Raw genomic sequence first — 642 nt, 5'->3', positions numbered from 1 at the left:
AAATTAAGCAATGATCTTGGCAACCACGCCGGCGCCGACGGTCTTGCCGCCTTCACGGATGGCGAAACGCAGACCTTCTTCCATGGCGATGGGGTTGATCAGCTTGACGGTGATCGACACGTTGTCGCCTGGCATGACCATTTCCTTGCCTTCTGGCAACGCGATCGCACCGGTCACGTCCGTGGTACGGAAGTAGAACTGGGGACGGTAGTTGTTGAAGAAAGGTGTGTGGCGGCCGCCTTCGTCTTTGCTCAGCACGTAGATTTCAGAGGTGAAATGCGTGTGTGGCTTGATCGAACCGGGCTTGCACAGCACTTGGCCGCGCTGCACGTCTTCGCGCTTGGTACCGCGCAGCAAGATGCCGACGTTGTCGCCAGCTTGGCCTTGGTCCAGCAGCTTGCGGAACATTTCCACGCCGGTGCAGGTGGTCTTTTGGGTGTCAGCGATACCGACGATTTCGATTTCTTCGCCGACCTTGATGATGCCGCGTTCAACGCGACCGGTCACCACGGTACCACGACCGGAGATGGAGAACACGTCTTCCACAGGCATCAGGAACGCGCCGTCAACAGCACGCTCTGGCAGGGGGATGTAGGTGTCCAGTGCATCGGCCAGCTTCATGATCGCGCCTTCGCCGAGCTC

Annotated in this window: 1 protein-coding gene; it reads right to left on the bottom strand. The window is 58.9% G+C overall.

The window, feature by feature from the left end; genetic code table 11:
• Positions 1-3: 3 nt before the first annotated feature.
• On the bottom strand, positions 4-642 hold a 639-nt coding region (locus AC07VY_RS26575), incomplete at its 5' end, for an EF-Tu C-terminal domain-related protein (protein WP_495100144.1).

This window comes from Rhodoferax sp. GW821-FHT02C08 (assembly GCF_059421805.1).
Note: the sequence above shows the minus strand (reverse complement) of the source record. Positions and strands in the feature narration are given on the sequence as shown.